21 protein-coding genes are annotated in these 22,955 nt (G+C 75.4%); 12 read left to right on the top strand and 9 right to left on the bottom strand.

Annotated features, from left to right (window positions below; all coding sequences use genetic code 11):
• The first annotated feature begins 64 nt into the window (after window positions 1-64).
• From ABZ809_RS26075 to ABZ809_RS26065, 3 genes are read left to right on the top strand one after another with little or no spacing between them, the layout of a single operon-like run.
• Entirely contained in the window at window positions 65-730 is a 666-nt protein-coding gene (locus tag ABZ809_RS26075; RefSeq protein WP_357565234.1) for a TetR/AcrR family transcriptional regulator, read from the top strand.
• A 48-nt stretch (window positions 731-778) separates the two neighbouring features.
• Window positions 779-2,197, top strand: a complete 1,419-nt coding sequence (locus tag ABZ809_RS26070; RefSeq protein ID WP_357565233.1) for an aldehyde dehydrogenase family protein — start codon at window positions 779-781, stop codon at window positions 2,195-2,197.
• Window positions 2,194-3,267: a Zn-dependent alcohol dehydrogenase gene (locus tag ABZ809_RS26065; protein ID WP_357565232.1), complete on the top strand. Its 1,074-nt coding sequence runs from the start codon at window positions 2,194-2,196 to the stop codon at window positions 3,265-3,267. Before ABZ809_RS26070 ends, ABZ809_RS26065 begins: the two co-directional genes overlap by 4 nt.
• Window positions 3,268-3,288: 21 nt before the next feature.
• Here ABZ809_RS26065 and ABZ809_RS26060 read toward each other — a convergent pair whose 3' ends face one another.
• The 3 genes from ABZ809_RS26060 to ABZ809_RS26050 form a co-directional block, all read right to left on the bottom strand.
• Window positions 3,289-6,036, bottom strand: coding sequence for a LuxR C-terminal-related transcriptional regulator (locus ABZ809_RS26060; RefSeq protein WP_357565231.1), 2,748 nt, complete (start codon window positions 6,034-6,036; stop codon window positions 3,289-3,291).
• Window positions 6,037-6,091: 55 nt separating this feature from the next.
• Window positions 6,092-6,703, bottom strand: a complete 612-nt coding sequence (locus ABZ809_RS26055) for a TetR/AcrR family transcriptional regulator (protein WP_357565240.1) — start codon at window positions 6,701-6,703, stop codon at window positions 6,092-6,094.
• Window positions 6,704-6,800: 97 nt separating this feature from the next.
• Window positions 6,801-7,571 carry an SDR family oxidoreductase gene (locus ABZ809_RS26050; protein ID WP_357565230.1) on the bottom strand — a complete coding sequence of 257 codons (771 nt, stop codon included), beginning with the start codon at window positions 7,569-7,571 and terminating at the stop codon, window positions 6,801-6,803.
• A 135-nt stretch (window positions 7,572-7,706) separates the two neighbouring features.
• Between ABZ809_RS26050 and ABZ809_RS26045 the strand changes: the two genes are divergently transcribed.
• Window positions 7,707-8,927, top strand: coding sequence for an acetyl-CoA C-acetyltransferase (locus ABZ809_RS26045; protein WP_357565229.1), 1,221 nt, complete (start codon window positions 7,707-7,709; stop codon window positions 8,925-8,927).
• Window positions 8,928-9,009: 82 nt separating this feature from the next.
• Here ABZ809_RS26045 and ABZ809_RS26040 read toward each other — a convergent pair whose 3' ends face one another.
• The 6 genes from ABZ809_RS26040 to ABZ809_RS26015 form a co-directional block, all read right to left on the bottom strand.
• A complete protein-coding gene (locus tag ABZ809_RS26040; protein WP_357565228.1) occupies window positions 9,010-10,290 on the bottom strand; it encodes an ABC transporter substrate-binding protein in 1,281 nt (426 codons plus the stop codon).
• 83 nt (window positions 10,291-10,373) lie between these two features.
• Window positions 10,374-11,492, bottom strand: a complete 1,119-nt coding sequence (locus ABZ809_RS26035) for a branched-chain amino acid ABC transporter permease (protein WP_357565227.1) — start codon at window positions 11,490-11,492, stop codon at window positions 10,374-10,376.
• Window positions 11,489-12,367 (bottom strand): branched-chain amino acid ABC transporter permease, encoded by an 879-nt coding sequence (locus tag ABZ809_RS26030; protein WP_357565226.1) that lies wholly within the window; start codon window positions 12,365-12,367, stop codon window positions 11,489-11,491. Before ABZ809_RS26030 ends, ABZ809_RS26035 begins: the two co-directional genes overlap by 4 nt.
• A gap of 26 nt (window positions 12,368-12,393) precedes the next feature.
• Window positions 12,394-13,116 carry an ABC transporter ATP-binding protein gene (locus ABZ809_RS26025; RefSeq protein WP_357565225.1) on the bottom strand — a complete coding sequence of 241 codons (723 nt, stop codon included), beginning with the start codon at window positions 13,114-13,116 and terminating at the stop codon, window positions 12,394-12,396.
• Window positions 13,113-13,898 (bottom strand): ATP-binding cassette domain-containing protein, encoded by a 786-nt coding sequence (locus ABZ809_RS26020; RefSeq protein ID WP_357565224.1) that lies wholly within the window; start codon window positions 13,896-13,898, stop codon window positions 13,113-13,115. Before ABZ809_RS26020 ends, ABZ809_RS26025 begins: the two co-directional genes overlap by 4 nt.
• Before the next feature lie 188 nt (window positions 13,899-14,086).
• The gene (locus tag ABZ809_RS26015) at window positions 14,087-14,983 is read right to left on the bottom strand and encodes an alpha/beta hydrolase (protein WP_357565223.1); all 897 of its coding nucleotides are present in this window, start codon (window positions 14,981-14,983) and stop codon (window positions 14,087-14,089) included.
• A 195-nt stretch (window positions 14,984-15,178) separates the two neighbouring features.
• Here ABZ809_RS26015 and ABZ809_RS26010 point away from each other — a divergent pair, with 195 nt between their 5' ends.
• The 8 genes from ABZ809_RS26010 to ABZ809_RS25975 all read left to right on the top strand — a co-directional run bounded on the left by ABZ809_RS26010 (window position 15,179) and on the right by ABZ809_RS25975 (window position 22,918).
• Entirely contained in the window at window positions 15,179-15,670 is a 492-nt protein-coding gene (locus ABZ809_RS26010) for an aromatic ring-opening dioxygenase LigA (RefSeq protein ID WP_357565222.1), read from the top strand.
• Window positions 15,671-15,861: 191 nt separating this feature from the next.
• Window positions 15,862-16,653 (top strand): shikimate dehydrogenase, encoded by a 792-nt coding sequence (locus ABZ809_RS26005; protein WP_357565221.1) that lies wholly within the window; start codon window positions 15,862-15,864, stop codon window positions 16,651-16,653.
• Window positions 16,654-16,830: 177 nt separating this feature from the next.
• A complete protein-coding gene (locus ABZ809_RS26000; protein ID WP_357565220.1) occupies window positions 16,831-17,703 on the top strand; it encodes an STM4015 family protein in 873 nt (290 codons plus the stop codon).
• 6 nt (window positions 17,704-17,709) lie between these two features.
• On the top strand, window positions 17,710-18,660 hold the full coding sequence (locus ABZ809_RS25995; protein ID WP_357565219.1) for an STM4015 family protein: 951 nt from the start codon (window positions 17,710-17,712) through the stop codon (window positions 18,658-18,660).
• A 1-nt stretch (window position 18,661) separates the two neighbouring features.
• On the top strand, window positions 18,662-19,798 hold the full coding sequence (locus ABZ809_RS25990; RefSeq protein WP_357565218.1) for an STM4014 family protein: 1,137 nt from the start codon (window positions 18,662-18,664) through the stop codon (window positions 19,796-19,798).
• Window positions 19,786-20,589, top strand: a complete 804-nt coding sequence (locus ABZ809_RS25985; protein ID WP_357565217.1) for an STM4013/SEN3800 family hydrolase — start codon at window positions 19,786-19,788, stop codon at window positions 20,587-20,589. Before ABZ809_RS25990 ends, ABZ809_RS25985 begins: the two co-directional genes overlap by 13 nt.
• The gene (locus tag ABZ809_RS25980; protein WP_357565216.1) at window positions 20,586-21,911 is read left to right on the top strand and encodes an STM4012 family radical SAM protein; all 1,326 of its coding nucleotides are present in this window, start codon (window positions 20,586-20,588) and stop codon (window positions 21,909-21,911) included. The genes ABZ809_RS25985 and ABZ809_RS25980 overlap by 4 nt, the downstream gene beginning before the upstream one ends.
• On the top strand, window positions 21,908-22,918 hold the full coding sequence (locus ABZ809_RS25975; RefSeq protein ID WP_357565215.1) for an STM4011 family radical SAM protein: 1,011 nt from the start codon (window positions 21,908-21,910) through the stop codon (window positions 22,916-22,918). Before ABZ809_RS25980 ends, ABZ809_RS25975 begins: the two co-directional genes overlap by 4 nt.
• Window positions 22,919-22,955: the final 37 nt, after the last annotated feature.

The following is a 22,955-nucleotide window of genomic DNA, read 5'->3' as shown; positions in this document are numbered from 1 at the left end:
TAATTCCGTCCAGACCCGGCTGTGGCAGAGTTTGCGGCGCAGGACCCGAACGAAGGAGGACCGGATGCCCCGGCCGCGGCAGGCGCTGCTCAGCCGCCAGCGGATCGTCGAGACCGCCGCGGCGCTGATCGACGCCGAAGGGCTGGCGGGCTTCTCCACCCGGCGGCTGGCAGCCGAACTCGGGGTACGCGGGCCGTCGCTCTACAACCACTTCGCCACGAAGGACGAGATCCTCGACGCGGTGGCCGACACCGTCACCGGCCAGGTGGACGTGTCGTTCTTCGGCAGCGTCGACTGGCGGGAGGCGCTGCGCCGGTGGGGCCACTCCTACCGGGCGGCGCTGGCCGCGCATCCGAACATCGTGCCCTACCTGGCCCGGGGCCCCGGGCGACGGCCGGCGGCGCTGGCCATGGCCGACGCGGTCTACGGCGGACTGGTCGCCGCCGGGTGGCCGCCGGCCCGGGCGACCCACATCGGCGCGCTCATGCGCTACTTCGTGGCCGGCTCGGCGCTGGGCTCCTTCGCCCGGGGCTTCGTCGAGGACCCGGGGCTGTACGCGGAGCAGTACCCGCACCTGACCCAGGCCCACCGGCTGGCCGAGCACCAGCAGCAGGTGGACGAGGGCGCCTTCACCCTCGGCCTCGACGCGCTGATCGACGGGCTGTCGCGCACCTACGAGGAACAGATCGGGCCGCTACCACCCCTCCCGCCGGCTGGCAGGGCGTACTAGAGTCAAAACTTGCGCTGCTAGTTTTGGCCGACGTACGTGAGGGGCACGATGGATCTCGCACGGACCGACTTCTACCTCGACGGACAGTGGGTCGCCGCCGGTTCCGGGGAGACCGTCGAGGTGCGCAACCCGGCGACCGAGGACGTCGTCGCGACCGTGCCGGCGGGCACCGCCGCCGATGTCGACCGCGCCGTCGCGGCGGCCCGGGCCGCCTTCCCCGGCTGGGCCGACACCGCGCCCGTCGACCGGGCAGCGCGCCTGGACCGGCTGCACGCCGCGCTCTCCGCCCGGGTCGACGAGATCGCCCGCACCGTCGCCCTGGAACTGGGGACCCCGCTGAAGGTGGCCACCCGGGTCCACGCCGGCCTGCCGCTGACCGTCCTGCACAGCTTCGTTGAGCTGGCCGCCCATCCCCCGGCCGACGAGACGGTCGGCAACTCCCTGGTGGTCCGGGAACCGGTCGGCGTGGTGGGGGCGATCACCCCGTGGAACTACCCGCTGCACCAGGTGGTCGCGAAACTGGCGCCCGCGCTGGCCGCCGGGTGCACGGTGGTGCTCAAGCCGAGCGAGCTGACCCCGCTGACGGCGTACCTGCTCTTCGACGCGATCCACGAGGCCGGCTTCCCGCCCGGGGTGGTCAACCTGGTCACCGGCACCGGCCCGGTGGTGGGCGAGGCCATCGCCGCGCATCCGGACGTCGACATGGTCTCCTTCACCGGCTCGACGGCCACCGGCCGGCGGATCTCCCACCTCGCGGCCGACCGGATCGCCCGGGTCGCCCTGGAACTCGGCGGCAAGTCGGCGAACGTCGTCCTCGACGACGCCGACCTGGCCACGGCGGTGAAGGTGGGGGTCGGCAACGCCTTCCTCAACTCCGGCCAGACCTGCACCGCCTGGACCCGGCTGCTGGTGCACCGGGACCGCTACGAGGAGGCGCTGTCCCTGGCCGCCAAGGCCACCGGGGGCTACCGGCTCGGCGACCCGTTCGACCCGGCCACCCGGCTCGGCCCGCTGGTCTCGGCGGCGCAGCGGGAACGGGTCCTCGGCCACGTCGCCCGCGGGCTGGCCGACGGGGGCCGGCTGGTCGCCGGCGGCCCGGACGCCCCGCTGCCGGAGCGGGGGTTCTTCGTCGCGCCGACCGTGATCGCCGACGTCGACCCCGACAGCGCGCTGGCCCAGGAGGAGGTCTTCGGCCCGGTGCTCGCGGTCGTCCCGTTCGACGACGAGGACGAGGCGGTGACCATCGCCAACAACTCCCGGTACGGGTTGGCCGGAGCGGTCTGGTCGGCCGACGGGGAGCGGGCGCTGCGGGTGGCCCGGCGGCTGCGCACCGGCGCCGTCGACATCAACGGCGCCCCGTTCAACCCGCTCGCCCCGTTCGGCGGGTACAAGCAGTCCGGCCTCGGCCGGGAGCTGGGCCGGCACGGGCTGGAGGAGTTCTGCCAGGTCAAGGCCATCCAGCGATGAGGGCGCTGGTCGTCCGGGCCGTCGGCGCCCCGGTACAGGTGGAGGAGATCGAGCTGCCGGCCCCCGGCCCGCACGAGGTGCGGGTGGGCGTCCGGGCGGCGGGGGTCTGCCACACCGACCTGTCCATGGTCAACGGGACGCTCGCGCCGCCGTACCCGCTGGTGCTCGGGCACGAGGCGGCTGGGGTGGTCCTCGAGGTCGGCCACGCCGTCACGCGGGTCATGCCTGGCACGCACGTGGTGCTCAACTGGTCCCCGCCGTGCCGCGACTGCTGGTACTGCGAACGGGGCGAGCCGTGGCTGTGCGAGCGCACCGGGTCGCCCTCCACGCCCCGGGGCCGGACAGCCACCGGCGAGCCGCTGCACGTCACGCTCGGCCTCGGTGCCCTCGCCGAGCAGGTGGTGGTGCCGCAGGAGGCGGTCATCCCGGTTCCGGCGGAGCTGCCCTTCGAGGTGGCGGCGCTGCTGGGCTGCTCCGCGCTCACCGGCGTCGGCGCGGTCCGCCGCACCGCGGGGGTGGCCCCCGGCGATTCGGTGGCCGTGATCGGCCTCGGCGGGGTGGGGCTGTCGGTGGTCTCCGCCGCGCGGGCCGCCGGTGCCGACCCGGTGCTCGCCGTCGACGTCTCCCCGGCCAAGGCGGAGCTGGCCGTCGCGGCAGGGGCCACCGAATTCCTGCTGGCCGACGAGTCGCTCAACCGGGCGGTCCGGCAGCGGACCGGGGGCCGGGGCGTCGACCACGCGGTGGAGTGCGTCGGGCGCGCGGCCACGATCCGTACCGCCTGGCGCGCCACCCGCCGGGGCGGTCGGGTGACAGTCGTCGGCATGGGCGCCAAGGACGACATCGTCGGGCTGGGCGCCTTGGACATCTTCCACTCGGCCCGGACGCTGCGCTCCTCGGTGTACGGCTCGTCCGATCCGGACCGGGACGTGCCCGAGCTCGCGCGGGCCGTGCTGGACGGCACCCTGGACCTGTCGTACCTGATCACCGATCGCACCACCCTGGACGGTGCCGCGGAGGCGTTCGCCCGGATGGCCCGGGGCGAGGGCGCGCGCACCGTCGTACTGCCCTGACGCCGGCGACCGCGACGGGCGTCAGGACAAGGCGCGGGCCAGCTCCGTACGCGACCGGATGCCGAGCCGGTGGAAGATGTTGCGCAGGTGATGGTCGACGGTGCGGGTGGACAGGAACATCCGCGCGGCGATCTCCCGGTTCGTGGCGCCCTCGGCGACCAGTTGCGCGATCCGGAGCTGCTGGCCGGTCAGCAGGCGGGCCGCCGGCTCCTCCGGCGGCCCGACCGACTCCCCGGCCGCCCGCAGCTCGGTGGTCGCCTGCTCCGCCCAGACGGCCGCCCCGAGCAGCGTGAACGCCTCCCGGGCGGCGTGCAGGTGCTCGCGGGCGGCGCGGGGCCGGCGGTTGCGGCGCAGCTCCCGGCCGAGAAGCAGCTCGGTGCGGGCCCGCTCGAACGCGCCGGCGTCGGTCGGGTGCAGCCGCAGGGCGGCCCGGAACTCCCGCTCCGCCTCGGCGCTGCCCCGGGGCGCGAGCAGCCCGTGGCAGCGCGCCGAGAGAGCCCGGCGCGACGGGCTCGCCGTGCTGCTGGCCCACCTGTCGAAGACGGCCAGGGCGACGCCGGCCGCCGGCCCGTCCGCGACCGCGGCGGCGGCCTCCACCAGGTACGGGGTGGCCATCACCTGCACGAGAACCTGCCCCCGGCAGGTGCCGGGCCGGGCCAGGGCGGCCAGTCGCGCGGTGGCGGCGGCGGGCCGGTTGTCGACCAGGTCGAGCACCGCCAACGCCCACTGCGCGAGGGCGCGCGGCCGGCTGTGCGCGCCCGGCTCCTCGCCGATCTCCCGGATCCGGCGCAGGCTGTCGTCCCGGTCGGCCCGGACGGCGGCCAGCACCGCCAGCATGCCCAGGTGCACACCGGCCCAGTTGTCCTGGCCGGTGTCCCGGGCGATGCGCAGCCCCTCGCGGGAGCTGTCCGCCGCCGCGTCGTGCCGGCCCAGCCAGTACTCGGCGGCCGCCCGCAGCTCCAGCGCGCGCGGCAGGGCGGACAGCTCGCCCCGGTCGCGGGCCAGCGCGACGGCGCGCTCGGCGAGCCGGTGCCCCGCGCCGTCCACCGCCACCAGCAGCCCGGCCGCCGCCGCGCAGGTCAGGGCCGCGGGGGTCAGCGCCGGCCCGGTCAGCCGCCCGCCCAGGACGACCGCCCGGCGCAGCGCGGGCCCCGCCCGCTCGTGGTCGCCCCGCAGCGTCGCCGCCGTCCCGGCCAGGTAGGCGCTCAGCAGCTCGGTCGCGGGCGGGTCGTCGGGCCGCCGCAACGGCTCCGCCCGCCGGGCGACCTCGGCGTAGCGGTACTGGTCGCCGGCGAAGCAGGCGGCCTCACCCGCCCGCACCAGCGCCCCGAGGGCCAGCGCGCGGTCGACGCCGGCCAGCGCGTCCGCGGCGGCCAGCAGCATGGTCAACGCGGTGCGGGGCCGGCCGACGCGCAGCTCGATCTCCCCACCCAACAGCCCGGCGCGACCCGTCACGGCGGCGTCCCTGACGGCGGGAAGGCGGCCCAGCAGCAGCCGGGCCCGGTGCGCCTGGCCGGCCGACCAGGCGCACCTGGCGGCGGCCACCAGGCGGGCGGCGGCGTGGACCGGGTCGTCGCTGAGTTCGGCCGCCCGTTGCAGCGCCGCCGAGACGGCGACCCCGCCTCCGCAGCCGGCCGCCGCCTGTTCCAGCTCCACGGCCAGGGCCGGGTCGGGTCCCTGCGCGGCGGCGGCGAGGTGGCCGGCCCGCCGCAGCCGGTGCTCGGCCCTGTCGAGCACGCCCGCGAGCCGCAGGTGCGCCGCGCGCCGCGCGGCCAGCGGAGCGGCGCCCCGCACCACCGCCCGGACGAGGGGCTGCGGGAACGTGACCCGCCCCGGCCCGACGCGGACCAGACCCGCGAGTTCGGCCGGCGCGAGCGCCTCGACCGCCGCGCCGGCGACCCGGGCGGCCCGGACCAGGGTGGCCAGGTCCCCGTCCTCGTCGAGCGCGGCGAGCAGCAGTACGCGGCGGGTGTCGGCCGGCAGGCGGTCCAGCCGGGTGCGGTAGGCGCGCCCCAGCCCGCCGTCGAACGGGACCGCTTCGGGCAGCGGCTCCTCCCCCCGGCACTGGCCCGGACTGAGCACCTCGGCCAGGTCGACCAGGGCCTGCGGATTGCCCCCGGCGACCGCGCCGAGCGCGGCGGCCACCGGGGGCGTGGGCGGGGCCCCGGCGACGCGGTCGGCGAGCAGGGCGGCGCTGTCCCGGTCGTCGAGCGGGCGGAGCCGGTGGCGGGGAATCCCGTCGGGCGCGTCCGTGGCCGCTGTGAGCAGGACCGCCACCCGGCTGCGGCGCAGGCGGCGCGCGACGAACGCCAGCGTGTCGGCGGTGGGCTGGTCGCCCCGGTCCACGTCGTCCATGGTGCACAGCAGTGGGCGGTCCCGTGCGGCGGCGGTGAGCAGGCCGAGCACGGCCAGGGAGAGGGCCAGGCGACGGTGGGCGGGGCAGCCCGCGCCGGCCAGCGCCCGCAGCAGCACCCGACGCTGCTGCACGGGGAGCATCCCGGCCCGGTCGAGCACCGGGTCCAGCAGCCGTTGCAGGCCCGCGTACGGCAGGCCCGCCTCCTCGGCGAGCCCGGTGCCGGCCAGCACCGTGCAGCCCTCCGCGTGCCGGTGCGCGTGGTCGACAAGCGCGGTCCGGCCGGACCCCGGCTCCCCCTGGAGCAGCAGCGCTCCACCGTCACCGGGCAGGTCGCCCAGCAGGCGGCGGATGGCGGCACACTCCTCGGACCGGCCACGCAGTACGGCTATTTGCACTGTCGATGCATTAACCATGACATCGAGTGTTACCTATTGGTAGCCCGATGGAAAGGGTGGCGCCGGTCGCGCGTCACGCCCTGCCGACGTCGGCCAGCAGGGCGGCGACCGTCCGGGTCATCACCGCGCGGGCCCGGTCCACGCCCAGCCCCAGCCCGTCGCGCAGCATCGACCACGCGGGCCACATGCTCGCGGCCACCAGGGCGTGCAGCACCTGCTCCCGGGCCGGGCCGGCCTGCGCCAACTCGGCGGCGAAGAGCTGTTCGACCTCGTCCCGGACCCGCGCGATGTGCATGAGGCGGTTGCGGTGCAGCTGCTCGGAGACCGGCTCGCGCATCTGGGCGGCCCGGGCCGACGGCGCGATGAGCTGGAGCAGCCGGGCCCGCTGCCGGCAGTACGCGTCGACCCGCCTGGCCAGCGGCAGCGCGGGCGAGATCGGCCGGTAGGCGGCGTCCTGCTGGCGGAGCAGCTCCGCGCCGCTGGCCTCGAACAGCGTCTCCATGTCCTTGAAGTTGGTCCAGAGCGTCCGCAGGGAGATGCCGGCCCGCTCGGCGATGCGCTCGCCGGTCGGCCGCAGGTCGCCCTCGGAGATGAGCGCCAGGTGCGCCTCGACGATCGCGGCCCGGGTGCGCTCGGCCCGGGCGGTCCGGCCGTCGACCCGGACCGGTGCCTCGGCACCGCCCATCCGTGCCCGCCCCCTCATCGCCGCCATGTCGCCCGCCCCGCCTCGCCGAGTCTAGCCATGCGGTGTGCGGCGGCGGCCCGGCCCCGGCGCGGGGCGGTCATCCGACCGGCCGGCCGGCGAGGGTGACCCCGCCGTCGAGGACGATGGTCTGCCCGGTGATCCAGGACGCGTCGTCGGAGGCGAGGAAGGCGACCGCACCGGCGACGTCGCGCGGCAGCCCGAGCCGCCCCAGTGGGTACGCCCGGGCGACCTCCTCCTCGCGGCCCTCGTGCAGCGCCGCCGCGAAGCGGGTCTTCACCACGGCCGGGGCGACCGCGTTGACCCGGATCGCCGGGGCGAGCTCCACGGCCAGGCAGGCGGTGAGGTGGTCGACGGCGGCCTTGCTCACCCCGTAGAAGGCGATGCCGGGCGACGGGCTGCGGCCGGCTATCGACGAGACGTTGACGACGCAGCCGCCCCGGGCGCCCATTCCGGCGGCGCGGACCTGCTGCACCCAGCCGAGCGTGCCGACCACGTTGACGTCGAGGATCTTGCGGGCCGCCGCCAGGTCCAGGTCGGCCAGCGGCCCGTACGTGGGGTTGATGCCGACGTTGTTCACCAGCACGTCCACCGCCCCGAACGCCTCGGTCACGGCCTCGACCGCCGCCCGGCGGTGCCCGACGTCGTCGGCCCGGCCGGCCACCGCCACCGCACGCTCCGGCCCACCGAGCGCCGCGACCGCCTCGGCCAGGGCCTCCGGATGCCGCGCAGTCAGGCCCACGCGGGCGCCCTCGGCCACCAGCCGTCGGGCGACGGCCAGGCCGATGCCCCGGCTGGCGCCGGTGACGAGGGCGACCCGGCCGGCGAGTCGCCCTGATTCTGCATCCACGATGCAGATAGTAGGAAACCGGATCGCGGCAGTCAACGACGGAACATCGATGGAAGCGTCACATCCCATTGACAGCCCTCCGATGTAACCGCACTGTCGATGCAGATAGTTGACCGCCCCGGAGAGGACGTCGTCATGCCCGAAGCCGTCATCGTCGCCGCCGCCCGGTCACCGATCGGGCGCGCGCACAAGGGTTCCCTGCGCGACCTGCGCGCCGACGACCTGGCCGCCACCATCGTCCGCGCCGCACTCGACCAGGTGCCGGCGCTCGACCCGGCCGAGATCGACGACCTGATGCTCGGCTGCGGGCAGCCGGCCGGCGAGCAGGGCCACAACCTCGCCCGGGTGGTCGCCGTCCTGCTCGGGCTGGACCACCTGCCCGGCACGACCGTCAACCGGTACTGCTCGTCGTCGTTGCAGACCACCCGGATGGCCCTGCACGCCATCCGCGCGGGTGAGGGCCACGCCTTCCTCTCCGTCGGGGTGGAGTGCGTCTCCCGTTACGGCGGGGGCCGCGCCGACGGGCACCCCGGCAGCGCCAACCCCGCGTTCGCCGGGGCACTGGCCCGTACCGCGACCAGGGCCGCCGGCGGCGAGCCCGGCTGGCACGACCCGCGCGGCGACGGCGAGCTGCCGGACGTCTACATCGCGATGGGGCAGACCGCGGAGAACGTGGCGCGGCAGCGCGGGGTGTCCCGGCTCAGCCAGGACGAGTTCGCCGTACGGTCGCAGCTGCTGGCCGAGAAGGCGATCGCCGACGGCTTCTGGGAGCGCGAGATCACCCCGGTCACCGTGCCCGGCGGGGTGGTGGTCGCCGCCGACGACGGGCCGCGTGCCGGGGTGACCCTGGAGGCGGTGGCGGCCCTGCCACCGGTGTTCCGCCCCGACGGCACGGTGACCGCCGGCAACTGCTGCCCGCTCAACGACGGCACCGCCGCACTCGTCGTGATGTCCGACGTACGGGCCCGGGAACTGGGCGTCACGCCGCTGGCCCGGATCGTCGCCACCGGCCTGGGCGCCCTGTCCCCCGAGATCATGGGGCTCGGGCCGGTGGAGGCGTCCCGGCAGGCGCTGCGCCGCGCCGGCATGTCGGTCGGCGACGTCGACCTCGTCGAGATCAACGAGGCGTTCGCCGCGCAGGTGCTGCCCAGCGTCCGGGAGCTGGGGATCGACTGGGACCGGGTCAACGTCAACGGGGGTGCGATCGCGCTGGGCCACCCGTTCGGCATGACCGGGGCCCGGATCACCACCACGCTGCTCAACTCGCTGCGCTGGCACGACCAGCAGATCGGGCTGGCGACGATGTGCGTCGGCGGCGGCCAGGGCATGGCGATGATCGTCGAGCGGCTGAGCTGAACCGGGCCGGGCACGGCGCGCCACGGAGGCGACGCGCCGCGCCCGGCCGGTACGGCGTGCCAGCCCGGGCCGGGAGGTCGGGTCAGGGCGCCGTCGGCACGCCGTTGGCCGGCGGCGTCACCGGCGCGGCGGTGTACTCGCGCACCGGGCCGTCGCCCTCGTCCGTCTCGTACGTCGGCCCGAAGTAGGCCTGCGTCCCGCCGGTGACCCGGGTCAGCCGCTGCCCGCCGTAGCCGGAGTGGTCGGAGTCGGAGAAGCGCAGTGGAGCCAGGCCGGGCCCCTGGTAGCCCCCCTTGCGGACGGCCTCGGTCACCGCCTCCCGGGTGAGGTCCTTGCCGGCGGCGAGCAGCACCTGGACGAAGAGGTAGCCGACCGCCATGCCGTAGACGGTGTTGCCGTCGAACGGGGCGTCCCCGTTGTACTCCTTGTTCACCTTCGTGAAGAGCTGGATCCACGGGTTGGCGGCGTCGTTCTGCATCGGGAGGTAGTTGGCGCCGACCATGCCCTCGAGCAGACCGGCCGCGGCGCCGAGCTGCTTGGCCAGCGTCGGGTGGTCGGCGCCGACGTTGGAGACCAGCCAGTGCGGCGTGAACTTGAGCCGGGCGGCGGTGCCGACGGCCAGCGCGGTGAAGCCGGGCACGGTGGCGAGGATGACGACCTGGCAGCCGGCCGCCTGGAGCGCGCCGAGCTGGGGCGCCACGTTGGTGTTGCTGGTGACGTAGGTCTGCTTCGCCACCACGGCGCCGGCGCCGAGCACCTTCTCCACGCCGACCAGGCTGTCCCGGCCGAAGTCGTCGTCCTGGCCGAGGAAGCAGACCTTCTGCCCCGGCAGGCTGGTCTTCACGTGGTGGGCCAGGATCTTGCCCTCCACCGTGTAGTCGGGGTTGAAGCCGAAGGTGCCCGGGTACCGGTCGGGCTGGTCCCAGCTGCGGCTGCCGGAGGCGACGAAGAGGTCGGGCACCCGGTTGCTCTTGAGGAAGTCGAGCACGCCGGTGTGGGTCGGGGTGCCGAGCCCGTTGAGGACGGCGAAGACCTTGTCCTGCAGGACCAGCTGGCGGACCACCTGCTGGGTGTTCGCCGGGTTGTAGCCGTCGTCCATGATCTTGTAGGTGATCTTCCGGCCGTGCACGCCCCCGTTGGCGTTGACGTGGTCGAAGTACGCCTTGGTGGCCGGGGCGATCTTGGAATAGCCGGCCGAGGCGGGGCCGGTGAGCGGCATGTGGGTGCCGACCACGATCTCGGTGTCGGTGACGCCGGGCACCTGGCCGCCGCCCCCACCGCCGTCGTCACCACAGCCGGCGGCGGTGACGAGCAGGGTGAGGGCGCTGACGATCGCGACGGTGCGTCGTGTCGAGGGTCGCATGTGGACACCGACCTTTCCTCGGTCCGGTTCTTCGGTGGTGGGGTGGGTGGGGCGGGTACGCGCGTCCGGTGGACCTGGACGGGTCAGGGCCGTCGTCGGCCCGGCAGGTGGGCGGCAAGGGCCCGGCCGAGCCGGGTCACCAGGCCCTGCACGCCGCCGGGCGCGGCGATCATGACGACGACGAGCGTCACCCCGAAGATGGCCAGCGGGAGGTTACCCTCCATCCGCTGCGCCGCCGCCGGGGAGAGGTCGAGCTGCTCGGTCAGGGCGTGGGTGAGATCGGGCAGGGCGACCAGCAGGACGGCGCCCCAGGCCGCGCCGGCGAGGCTGCCCAGTCCGCCCACGACGACGGCCATCAGCAGGAACAGCGACAGGGTCAGCGAGAACGCGCCCGGCGACACGCTCTGCGCGAGCACCGCGAGCAGGGCACCGCCGAGCCCGGCGCCGGCCGCGCTGACCACGAAGGCCAGGACCTGGGTACGGGCGACGTGGATCCCGGCGAGGCGGGCGGCGACCTCGTCGTCGCGGACCGCCCGGAAGGTGCGGCCGTACCGGCTGCGCACGAGGTTCGCCAGCAGCACCAGGGCGAGCAGGGTGGCCGCGGCGGTCACCCAGAGCTGCCACCGCTCGTAGGGGAAGTACGCGCCGAGCGCCACCGGCGGGGGCTCGACCGGCACCGCCAGCCCCTGCTCGCCGTTGAACACGCCGTCGAAGGTGACGGTCAACGCCGGGACCACGACCGCGACGGCCAGGGTGACGCCGGCCAGGTAGGGCCCGCGCAGCCGGGCGGCGGCCACCCCGACGACGGCGCCCACCACGAGGGCGGCCAGGACGGCGGCGACCAGCGACACCGGCAGCAGCCAGCCGCCGGTGAGCCCGGCGTCGGCGAACGCGTTCTGACACAGGGCCACCGTGTACGCGCCGGTCGCCATCAGCGCGCCGTGGCCCAGCGAGAGCTGCCCGTTGAGCCCGGTGAGGACGGTCAGCCCGGCGGTGGCGCACAGGTAGGCCGCCACGGTGGCGAGCTGGAAGTTGCGGAACGGCTCCAGGCCGTAGCTGGCGGCCACCAGCAGCAGCGCGGCGACGACCGCGACACCGAGGTGGCGCGCCAGAGTCGACCCGCGGCGCGGGCCGGCCGCGCCGGCACCGGCGGCACGCGTCCGGGTGGTGTCCGGCGGGGTCGCCGCCCGGGTGGCGCTCACACCCGCCTCGCCGCGACCGGGGCGAACAGCCCGCCGGGGCGGACCAGCAGCACCGCCAGCAGCAGCACCAGCACCGCGAGCGGGGTGAGGTCGCTGCCGGCGTAGCCGCTGACGTAGGACAGCAGCAGCCCGACCGCGAGGCCCCCGACGACCGCCCCCGGTGGGCTGTCCAGCCCGCCCACCACGGCGGCGGTGAACGCCGAGACGAAGACCAGGTCCATGGCGTGCGGATGCAGGCCGAGCTCGGTGGGAATGACCAGCATGCCGGCCAGCGCGCCGACCCCGGAGGCCAGCGCCCACCCGAGGGTGAGCATGCCGCCGACGTTCACCCCGAGCAGCCGGGAGACCTCGGGCGCGAACGCCGCCGCGCGCATCCGCAGGCCCACCGCCGTGCGGGTGAAGGTCCAGGCGAGCCCGACGACCACCGCCGCGACCGCCGCGAAGACGAACAGGTCGTACGGCGACACGACGGCCACCCCGCCCACGGTCAGCGCGGTCCGGGAGAAGGGCGTCCCGGCGGGCAGGAACTCGCTGCCGTAAACCATGCCGAGCACGGCCTGGATCAGCAGCACCAGCCCGAGCGCGACGATCACCGGGTTGAGCGGGGACGCGTGGTCGACGAAGCGCATGACGAGCACGTCGACCGCCGCGCCGAGGAGCAGCCCGGCGACGAGCGCGGCCCCGAAGCCCAGCCAGTACGAGCCGGTCGCGGCCGAGACGCTGTAGGCCACGTAGGCGGTGGCGACGGCCATCGCGCCCTGGGCGAAGTTGACGATCCGGGCCGCCCGCCAGATCAGCACCAGGGCCAGGGCGAACGCGGCGAGGACCACGCCCCTGGACAGTCCGTCGAGGGTGAGGAAGACGAAGCGGTCCAACGGTCCTCCCTTGCGGAGACGAGGGGTCAGAAGCCGAGGTAGGCGTGGCGCAGGTCGGCGTCGTCGCGCAGCCGGGCGGCCGGGGCGGTGGTGACGACCCGGCCCAGGGACATCACCACGCCCTGGTCGGCGACCGAGAGCGCGCTGCGCACGTTCTGCTCGACCAGCAGCACGGTCAGCCCGGTGCCGTCGCGCAGCCGGCGCAGCAGCGCCATCGTCTGGGCCACCACCCGGGGCGCCAGCCCGAGCGACGGCTCGTCGAGCAGGAGCAGGCGGGGCCGGGCGACCAGGGCCCGGCCGAGGGCGAGCATCTGCCGTTCGCCGCCGGAGAGCTGGTGCCCGAGGTGTCGCCGCCGCCGGGCCAGCGGCTCGAAGAGCTGGTAGACCTCGTCGAGGGCGCGGGCGGCGTCGGCCCGGTCGCGCCGCCACAGCCCGCCGAGGCGCAGGTTCTCGTCCACGGTCAGTTCACCGACCACCCCGCGCCCCTCCGGCACGTGTGCCATGCCGCGGCGCACGAGCTGCTCCACTCCGACGCCGCGCAGGTCCTCCCCCGCCAGCACGACGCGGCCGGCCGTCGGGCGCAACATGCCGGAGAGGGCGCGCAGCAGCGTGGTCTTGCCGGCGCCGTTGGCGCCGACCACCGCCGCGATGGCGCCACGGGCGACGGTCAGGTCGATGTCGTGCAGCACGGGCGCGCCGCCGTAGCCGGCCACCAGCCCGCGCACCACCAGCAGCTCCTCGGCGCTCATGCCGCGGCCTCGTCGACGGCGGCGCCGAGGTAGGCGTCGGCGACGGCCGGATCGTCGCGCACCTCGTCGGGGGTGCCGGCGGCGATCACCCGGCCGAAGTCGAGCACCACGATCTCGTCGCAGACGGCCATCACCAGGTCCATGTGGTGCTCCACCAGCAGCACCGCGCAGGCGTCGGTGTCGCGCCGGGGCAGCCCCCGGATCAGCTCCGCCAGCTCGGCGATGTCGTCGGCGCCCAGGCCCCCGGCGGGCTCGTCGAGCAGCAGCAGCCGGGGCCGCGCGGCCAGCGCGCGGGCCAGGGCGACCCGCTGGCGTACGGCGAAGGGCAGCGTGCCCGGCGCGGCGCCGGCGTGCCCGGCGATCCCCAGGTCGTCGAGGACCTCGAGGGCGTGCCGGCGCAGCCGCTGCTCGTCACGGTCGCTGCGCGGCAGGCCGAGCAGGGCGGAGAGGAAGCCGGCGCGGGCCGTGTGGGTGGCGCCGGCCATCACGTTCTCCAGCACCGTGAGCCCGGCGAAGAGCCCGGTGCCCTGCAACGTCCGGGCGATGCCGAGCCGGGTCAGCCGGTGCGGGAGCGGACGCAGCGGCCGGCCGTCGAGGCTCAGCGAGCCCGAGTCCGGCGCGACGAAGCCGCAGACGACGTTGAACAGCGTGGTCTTGCCGGCCCCGTTGGGCCCGATCACCCCGACCACCCTGCCGGGCGGCACCCGCAGCGAGACGTCGTCGAGGGCGGTGAGGCCGCCGAAGTGGACCCCGACGTGGTGCAGTGCGAGCCCCTGCTCCATCACCCCTCCCCCCGAGCAGCCGACACTATTTACACTGGGAGTGTACGTTTCTGAGCAGCGCCGTCAATACCTTCGATGCCCCGTCCGCACACGCTCGACGGCCGCCGTCCCGACCTCGACGACGACCGGCTGTTTCCGCACCGAGCGCGCAACGGGGCGGCCGCGGGTGCGGCCGCCCCGGGGTCGCGTCAGGCGCTCGGGCAGGTGTGGCGGTACTCCTCGATCGCGAGCCCGCTCGGGCCCGGGCAGAGGAACTGCTCGTAGCGGGTGTCGTCGTCGACGAACCGCTTCAGCCAGGCCACCGCCTGCCGGGCCGTCGGGGTGTTGACGGTCTGCGGGAAGAAGTGGCTCGCCCCGTTCAACTCCAGGTACGCCTTCTCGGACGAGGCCGGGATGCTGGTGTAGAACGGCTCCGAGTGCGACGAGACCGGGGCGATGCTGTCGGTCTCGCCACCGACGATCAGGGTCGGCACCCGGACGTCCGACCAGCTCTTGTCCAGGTTCCACGGCGCGAGCGGTACGGCGGCCTGCAACGTCGGCCGGGCGACGGCCGCCTCCAGGCTGCCGCCACCACCCATCGAGTGGCCGGAGACGGCGAGCCGGCTGGCGTCGATCCGGCTGCGCACCGAGCTGCGCTCGGTCAGGTAGTCGAGCGCCGCGAGCAACTGCCGGCCCCGGCTGTCCGGCTGGTCGAGGCGGGTGTTGGTCTCGATGCCGATCACCACGAACCCGTGCGAGGCGATCCGCGGCCCGAGCCAGTCGATGCTGGACCAGGCGGCGGTGTAGCCGGGCGAGATGGCGACGGCGCCGAAGGTGCCCTCGGCGGTGCTGGTCGGGTAGTAGATGACGCCCCCGCCGAAGCCGGTCACGCTGAGCGAGGAGACGCTCTGCGACGCGGTGGCGAACGGGCCCCGGCTGGCCTCCAGCAGCGCGACCGTCGGGGCGGGGCCGCGCTCGTACGGGTTGGCGGCGACGGCGGCGGACGGTGCGACCAGCGCGCCGGCCGCGGCCAGGACGGCGGCCACGGCCAACCCGGCGGCGCGGGCGGCGAGACGGGGGCGGACGGTGGTGGTTGGTGATGGCATGTCGGGCACTCCCTAGAGGACGGGGCATATCGACATGCATCAGTCTTCGGCGGCGCCGGCGGATCCGCATCGGTGAAATCACCAGTCCCGTCGCGACAGGACGCACCGGATCTGCCAATACTGAAGATCCCTTGTATCAAGACAGACCGGCGCCCGCGGCGTCCCCCGCTCCGGGTGCGCGGGAGAGGAGACCCCATGACCGACACGGCCACGAAGTCCCGGGCCCTCGGCTCCACCGTCCGGCTGCTGTCCGTCCTGGTCATCGTCGCCGGACTGATCATGCTGGTCGGCGGGGCCGCCACCTGGTTCACCGTGCAGAGTCAGCTCGCCGACGAACGCATCACCGTCTCCGACGACGCCGACTGGTTCGCCGGTGAGAAGATCGACGGCCCGCTGACCGCGTACGCGGAGGCCGAGGTCATCGAGAAGCACTCGCTGGAGGCCAGCGGCGGCAAGACGTACGCCGAACTCGGCCGTGAGGACCCGACCCGGCAGACCGTCATGACGGGCTCGTTCCTCCGGTCCTCCCTGTTCACCTCGGTCGTGTCGTTCGGGATCGCGGCCCTGGCGATGGGCCTCGGCCTGGTGCTCGCCCTGATCGGGTACTCCCTGCTCTCCCTCTCCCGCCGGCTCGACGCCCTGCCGGCTCCGGCGTCCGCCGCGTCCACTGCGTCCGCCGCGTCCTGACCCCGCCCGACGGCCGGCCGCGACCCGTACCGGGCGGCGGCCGGCCGTCGGCGTGTCCGGCGGGCTGCTGACTGCGGCCGGGGCCGACCCGGGTGCCGCCGGGCCGCGCCGGGGCGAACGCCGCGTCGCGTAGGGTCGGCACCGCCCCGGTCCGGCCACGCCGGACGACCCCGCCCCAGTGGAGACGCCCGATGACCGAGATTGGCGGCGCCACCCGGCTGTACGCGCTGCTCGGCGACCCGATCGCGCAGGTGCGCGCCCCGGGGCTGCTCAATCCCGTGCTGGCCCGCCGTGGCACCGACGCGGTGCTCGTCCCGGTCCACGTCGCGCCGGCCGACCTCGACCAGGTCGTACGGGGGTTGCGACAGATGGCGAACCTGGACGGGATGCTGGTCACCGTGCCGCACAAGGCCGCCGCGCTGGCCCTCGCCGACCGGGCCAGCGAGCGCGCCCACCTGGCCGGCAGTGCCAACGCGCTGCGGCGCGAGCCCGACGGGACGTGGACCGCCGACACGTTCGACGGCGACGGGTTCGTCCGCGGCCTGGCGGCGGCCGGGCACCAGCTGAGTGACCGCCGGGCCTGCGTGGTGGGCGCGGGTGGGGCGGGCAGCGCGATCGCGGTGGCCCTGCTCGACGCCGGGGTGGCGGAGCTGCGGTTGAGCGACACCGACCCGGGTCGGCTGGAGACGCTGCGGTGCCGGCTGTCGGCCGCGTACCCCGGCCGGGTCACCGCGACGGCGCGGCCGCGACTGGCCGACGCCGACCTCGCGGTCAACGCCACGCCCCTGGGGCTGCGCCCCGACGACCCGCCGCCGTTCCCGGTGACCGACCTGCCGACGCACGCGGTGGTCGCCGACATCATCATGAAGCCGGCGGAGACCGCCCTGCTGGCCGGGGCCCGTGGGCGGGGACTGGCCGCCCATCCGGGCGAGCCGATGCTCGCCCACCAGCTCGACGGGTACCTGGCGTTCTTCGGACTGTGAGCCTGTGAGCCCCCCGCCGGCAGGCGTGCCACCACCGCGCTGACCGTCGGTGATCTTCTTGTCGGCCGGACCTGTTACCGTCGCGCCGCCGCTGCACCAGTCGGACCGGAGGTAGGCGTGATCAGCTCGCAGGTGTCGTCGTTCGTCGGATTACCGGCAGTGCCCTTCACTCCGGGAATGACCCTTCCCGACGATCCGTCGGCGGTCGCCTGGCGGCTGGAGGTCGAGGACTTCGACGCGGATCCCGAGGAGTTCGCCGGGCTGGTGACGGCGATGCGCGAGCAGGTGCCGGCCGACGCGGTACGCGCCCTGGTGATCGGCGAGTGGGGCGAGGCCTACGAGCGGCCCCTGCCGGTCGAGGCGCTGGTCGAGGCGGCCGGGGAGTGGACGGGCCTGCGGGCGGTCTTCCTCGCCGACCTGACCTACGAGCAGTGCGAGATCTCCTGGCTCACCCACGGCGACATCACCGGGCTGCTCGCGGCGTACCCGTCGCTGGAGGTGCTGTGGGTGCGCGGGGCACAGGGCCTGCGGCTGGAGCCGATCCGCCACACCGGGCTGCGGGAGCTGCAGTTCGAGTCCGGCGGGCTGCCGGCCGGGGTGGTCCGGGCCGTCGGCGCGTGCGACCTGCCGGCCCTGCAACGGCTGGATTTGTGGCTCGGCCGGCAGGACTACGGCGGCGACGCGGGCATCGACGACCTGGCCGGGGTGCTCGCCGGTGCCGGCCTGCCGGCGCTGCGGCACCTCGCGGTCTGCAACGCCGAGATCGCCGACGCGGTGGCGGCGGCCGTCGCCACCGCCCCGGTCGTGCCCCGGCTGAAGGCGCTCGACCTGTCGAAGGGCGTGCTGACCGACGAGGGCGCGAAGGCCCTGCTGGCCGGCCAACCGCTGACCCACCTGGCCCGGCTCGACCTGCACCACCACTTCCTCTCCGAGGAGACGGCCGCCTCGGTGGTGGCCGCGCTGCCCGGGGTCGAGGTCGACCTGACCGACCGGCAGGTTCCCGACGAGTACAACGGTCGTGTCTACCGCTTCACCGCGGTCGGGGAGTGAGCGGCCATGGCCTTCGGTTCCCACGCGCGCGAATTCGCCGGCCGTCCGGTGGTGGAGGTCCCCGTCGACGGGCCGCTGCCCACGGTGGACGGCCCGGTCTCGTGGCGGATCGACCACTGGCACTTCGACGGCGACACCAACCAGAACGAGCTCTCGGAGGAGTTCCGGGACACGTTCGACCGGTTCGTCGCGCAGGCCGGGCCGTCCGTGGAGTCCCTGGTCGTCGGCTCCTGGGGCTACGCGGCGTTCCACAGCGCCCCGATCGCGCAACTCTGCGCGGCGGCGTCGCGCCTGCCCGCCCTACGCGCCCTGTTCCTCGGTGACATCCTCTCCGAGGAGTGCGAGGTCTCCTGGATGAAGGTGGGCGACGTGAGCCCCCTGCTGACGGCGTACCCGGCGCTGGAGGTGCTGCGGGTGCGCGGCGGCGAGGACCTCGCCTTCTCCCCGGTGCGGCACGCGCGGCTGCGGGAGCTGGCGGTGGAGAGCGGCGGGTTGTCCCGGGCGTTCGTCGGCGCGGTGCTCGACTCCGACCTGCCCGCGCTGACCGACCTGGAACTGTGGCTCGGCACCCCCGACTACGGCGGCGACGCGCAGGTCACCGACCTGGCCCCGCTGCTGGCCGGGGAACGGTTCCCGCAGCTGCGCCGGCTCGGCCTGTGCAACTCGGAGATCGCCGACGACCTCGCCCGGGCGCTGGCCTCGGCGCCGGTGGTGCCCCGGCTGCGACGGTTGGACCTGTCGATGGGCACGCTGGGCGACGAGGGCGCGGCGGCCCTCCTGGCCGGTCAGCCGCTGACCCACCTCGCCGAGCTGGACCTGTCCCACCACTACCTGGCGGAGGAGACGGCCGCGTCGCTGGTCGCCGCGCTGCCGGGCGTCCGGGTGGACGTCTCCGACCCGCAGGAGCCCGAGGAGTACGACGGCGAGAGCTACCGCTACACGGCGGTGTCGGAGTGACATGCGCCTGACCGTCGTCGGCAACCCCGCCAACCGCCGGGTCGACCTGTTCACCCGGGCCGTCCTCGACGCCGGCCTGCCCCGGCCGGCGGTGCTGTCCTGGGCCGATGTGCTGGCCGGAGCGGTCCCGCCGGCCGCCGGGGCGGTGGTGCGGATCGACTCGCCGGGCGAGGACGCCGAGGTGGACCGGCTGCTGCGCCGGGCCGCCGCACCGGCCCGGCACGGCGAGCTGGTCGGGCTGGCCGACACGTACGCCGGGCTGCTCGCGGGGATCGACCGGGTCGCCGCCGGCGGTGCGGAACTGCTCAACGACCCGGCGGACGTGGCGGCGCTGTGCGACAAGCGGCGCTGCCACGCGCGGCTGACCGCCGCCGGGGTGCCGGTGCCGGCCGCGCTGCCCCCGGTGCACGGGTGGGAGCAGTTGCGGTCGGCGATGGCGGTGGCCGGCTGGAGCCGGGTGTTCGTCAAGCCCGCGCACGGCTCGTCCGCCGCCGGGGTCATCGCGCTGGCGGTGGCCGGGCGGCGGGTGCAGGCGGTCACCACGATCGAGGCGACCCCGGACGGGCTGTACAACTCGCTGCGCCCGCGCCGGCACACCGACGAGGCCGAGGTCGCCGCGCTCGTCGACCGGATCGCCGGAGAGGGCCTGCACGTGGAGCGGTGGCTGCCCAAGGCGGGCCTCGGCGACCGGGTGGTCGACGTCCGGGTGGTGGCCGTCGCGGGGCGCCCCACCCACGCCGTGGTGCGGGCCGCCCGGGGGCCGCTGACCAACCTGCACCTGGGCAACGCGCGTGGCGACCTCGCCGAGCTGCGCGCCACGGCCGGGCCGGCGGCGTGGGCGGCGGCGATGGCGACCTGCGAACGGGTGGCCGCGTGCTTCCCCCGCACCCTCCAGGTCGGCATCGACCTGATGTTCCTCGTCGGCTGGCGCCGCCACGCGGTGGCCGAGGTCAACGCCTTCGGCGACCTGCTGCCGGGGGTCCTCGCCGACGGCCGGGACACCTACGCCGAGCAGGTGCGCGCCCTGACCGACGGCCGGTGGGAGCGCTGGCGGGCGGCAGCCGACCGGATGCCGTCGGTCGACGGCGCGGCGCGGCCCGACGCGGCCGGGCGGGAGGTGTCCGCGTGCGAAGCCTGATCGGCGACCACGACCTGCTCCTGCTCACCCTCGACACGCTGCGCTACGACGTCGCCGCCGAGCTGGCCGAGCAGGGGCGCACGCCGCACCTGGCCCGGGTGCTGCCCGGCGGCCGGTGGGAGCGCCGGCACTCCCCCGCCAGCTTCACCTACGCCGCACACCACGCGTTCTTCGCCGGTTTCCTGCCGACCCCGGTCACGCCCGGCCGGCACGAGCGGCTGTACGCGGCGGCGTTCCCCGGCAGCGAGACCGCGGGCAGCGACACGTGGGTGTTCGACGCCCCCGACCTGCCGACCGCCCTCGCCGGCGTCGGCTACCACACGCTCTGCCTGGGCGGGGTCGGGTTCTTCAACCGGCGCAGCCCGCTCGGGGCGGTGCTGCCGGGCCTGTTCGCCGAGGCGCACTGGGAGCCGGAGTTCGGGGTCACCTCCCCCACCTGCCTGGACGCCCAGCTCGACCGGCTGGCCGAGGTGCTGCCGACGGTGCCGGCACGGCAGCCGCTGTTCACGTTCCTCAACGTCGCGGCCCTGCACCAGCCCAACCGGCACCACCTGCCCGGCGCGCAGGTCGACGACCTGGCCAGCCACGCCGCCGCCCTGGAATACGTCGACGGCCGGCTCGACCGGCTGTTCGCCCTGCTGACCGGGCGGGGCCGCCCGGTGTTCGCGATCGTCTGCGCCGACCACGGCACGGCCTACGGGGAGGACGGCCACACCGGCCACCGGATCGGCCACGACGTGGTGTGGACCGTCCCGTACGCCCACTTCGTCCTGCGACCGGGGGAATGGTGACCGGCACCGACACGGGCCTCGACGGCTCGCCGTACCAGCAGTACCTGTACGCGTACCCGCACAAGACCTCGTACCGGCCGCTGCGGCCCCGGCCGCTGCTCGCCGACGTGTGGCGGGCCGAGGCACGCGAGGCGCTCTTCCTCTACGTGCACGTGCCGTTCTGCGAGATGCGCTGCGGCTTCTGCAACCTGTTCACCCGCGCCAACGCGCCCGCCGAGCAGGTGACCGACTACCTGCGGCAGCTACGCCGGCAGGCCGGGCGGGTCGCCGACGCGCTGGGCCACGGCACCGGGTACGCCCGCGCGGCGTTCGGCGGTGGCACCCCCACCTACCTGACGGCCGACGAGCTGACCGAGCTGTTCGACATCGCCACCACGACGACGGGGGCCCGGCTGCCCGGCGTACCGCTGTCGGTGGAGACCTCGCCGGCGACCGCGACGCCGGACCGGCTCGCGGTGCTCGCCGCGCACGGCACCACCCGGGTGAGCATCGGCGTGCAGAGCTTCCTCGACGCGGAGGCCCGCGCCGCCGGCCGGCCGCAGCGCCGCACCGAGGTGGAGGCGGCCCTGGCCGCGATCCGCGACGCCCGGATCCCCGTGCTCAACATCGACCTGATCTACGGCATCGACGGGCAGACCGCCGACACCTGGCGGGAGAGCCTCGACGCCGCCCTGGCGTGGCGGCCGGAGGAGCTGTATCTCTACCCGCTGTACGTGCGGCCACTGACCGGCCTCGGCCGGCGGGCCCACGGCCGGGCGGACTGGGACGCCCAGCGGCTCGCCCTCTACGAGCAGGCGGTGGCGACGCTCGGCGCGGCCGGCTACCGCCAGGAGTCGATGCGGCAGTTCCGCCGCGCCGACGTGCCCGCCCCCGACGGGCCGGACTACTGCTGCCAGGACGACGGCATGGTGGGCCTGGGCTGCGGCGCGCGCTCCTACACCACGTCCCTGCACTACTCGTTCGACTACGCGGTCGGGGTGTCGCAGGTGCGGGCGGTGCTCGACGACTACCTGGCCCGCCCCGCCGACGACTTCCGGTACGCCGAGTTCGGGTTCCCCCTCGACGGCACGGAGCAGCGCCGCCGGTGGCTGCTCAAGTCGTTGCTGCGCGTCGAGGGGGTCGACGCCGCGGCCTACCGGGCCCGCTTCGGCGCGCTTGCGGGCGACGACTTCCCCGAGCTGGGCACGCTGGCCGACCGGGGGTGGGCCGAGGAGGATGGGCTGCGGCTGACCCCGGCCGGGCTGGCCCGCTCCGACGCGATCGGCCCGTGGCTGACCTCCGCCCGGGTACGCGACGCGATGACCGGGTACGTGCCGAGATGAACCTGGCGATCCTCTACCGAGGGCCCCTGGCGAGCTGCAACTACGACTGCCCGTACTGCCCGTTCGCCAAGCGGCACGACCCGCCGGAGCTGCTGCGCGCCGACCGGGCGGCGCTGGACCGCTTCGCCGGCTGGGTCGCGGCCACCACCGACGTGCGGCTGTCGGTGCTGTTCACCCCGTGGGGCGAGGGGTTGACCCGCCGCTGGTACCGGGACGCCATGGTGTCGCTGTCCCACCTGCCGCACGTCGACCGGGTCGTCATCCAGACCAACCTCGCCGCCCGGGTGGACTGGCTGGCCGACGCCGACCCGCGCGCCGCCGCCCTGTGGACCACCTACCACCCCGGTCAGGTGGACCGGGACCGCTTCCTGCGCCGCTGCGCGCGGCTGTCCGAGCTGGGCGTCCGGTACTCGGTCGGGGTGGTCGGCCTGCCCGAGCACCTCGCCGAGGCGCGGGCGTTGCGCGCCGCCCTGCCCGCCGAGGTCTACCTGTGGGTGAACGCCGCCGAGGGCCGGCGTTACGACGCAACCGAGGAGGCGACCTGGACGGAGCTGGATCCGCTGTTCGGCTGGAGCGTCCGCCCGCACGTGTCGCTCGACCGCCCCTGCCACGCGGGCGAGACGGCCATCTCGGTGCGCGGCGACGGCACCGTTCGCCGCTGCCACTTCATCGACGAGCCGATCGGCAACCTCTACGACGGTTCGTGGCGCTCGGCGCTGCGGCCGCGCCCGTGCGGCAACGCGGTCTGCGACTGCCACATCGGCTACGTCCACCTCAAGCCGCTCGGCCTGCGGGACGTCTTCGCCGGCGGGGTGCTGGAACGCATCCCGGCGGCCTGGCCACCGCCCCACCGACCGGTGCCGATCCCGGCCAAACCTTCCCCGCCGGTCACGCCAGCGGTGCGCCGGCCGGTGCCGGTCGCGGCCCCGGCGCGCCGGCCGGTGCCGGTCGCGGCCCCGGTGCGCCGGCCGGTGGCGCTCCCGACGACAGGGCCACGACCCGCCTGACAGGCATAGAAGGCACGCGCCGTTCCTCCAAGATCGT

It is taken from the genome of Micromonospora sp. NPDC047074 (assembly GCF_040643815.1).
In the GTDB taxonomy this organism is placed as follows: Bacteria; Actinomycetota; Actinomycetes; order Mycobacteriales; family Micromonosporaceae; genus Micromonospora.
Note: the sequence above shows the minus strand (reverse complement) of the source record. Positions and strands in the feature narration are given on the sequence as shown.